Origin of the sequence: Streptomyces barringtoniae, from assembly GCF_020819595.1 — a bacterium.
Classification (GTDB): Bacteria; Actinomycetota; Actinomycetes; order Streptomycetales; family Streptomycetaceae; genus Streptomyces; species Streptomyces barringtoniae.
In genome coordinates, this window is the sequence record NZ_JAJHNP010000118.1 from 1 (window position 1) to 365 (window position 365).

Sequence of the window (365 nt, forward strand, 5' to 3'; positions counted from 1 at the left end):
GAGCCCGTCGCCATCGTGGCGATGAGCTGTCGTTTCCCGGGTGATGTGCGGTCGCCGGAGGATCTGTGGCGGTTGCTGGTCTCGGGTGGGGATGCGTTGTCCGGGTTCCCGGTGGACCGGGGCTGGGACGTGGAGGGTTTGTACGATCCGGATCCGGATGCGCAGGGGACGTCGTACACGCGTGAGGGTGGTTTCCTGCGGGAGGCGACGCGTTTCGATCCGGGGTTCTTCGGGATTTCGCCGCGTGAGGCGCTGGCGATGGATCCGCAGCAGCGGCTGTTGCTGGAGACGTCGTGGGAGGCGTTCGAGCGGGCGGGGATCGACCCGGTGACGCTGCGCGGCAGCCAGGCCGGTGTCTTCGTCGG

General features: G+C 68.5%; 1 protein-coding gene. It reads left to right on the forward strand.

What is annotated here, in order from left to right:
* Positions 1–365, forward strand: a 365-nt coding sequence (locus LMU33_RS40985; protein ID WP_228627216.1) for a beta-ketoacyl synthase N-terminal-like domain-containing protein, incomplete at both ends; no start/stop codon positions are given.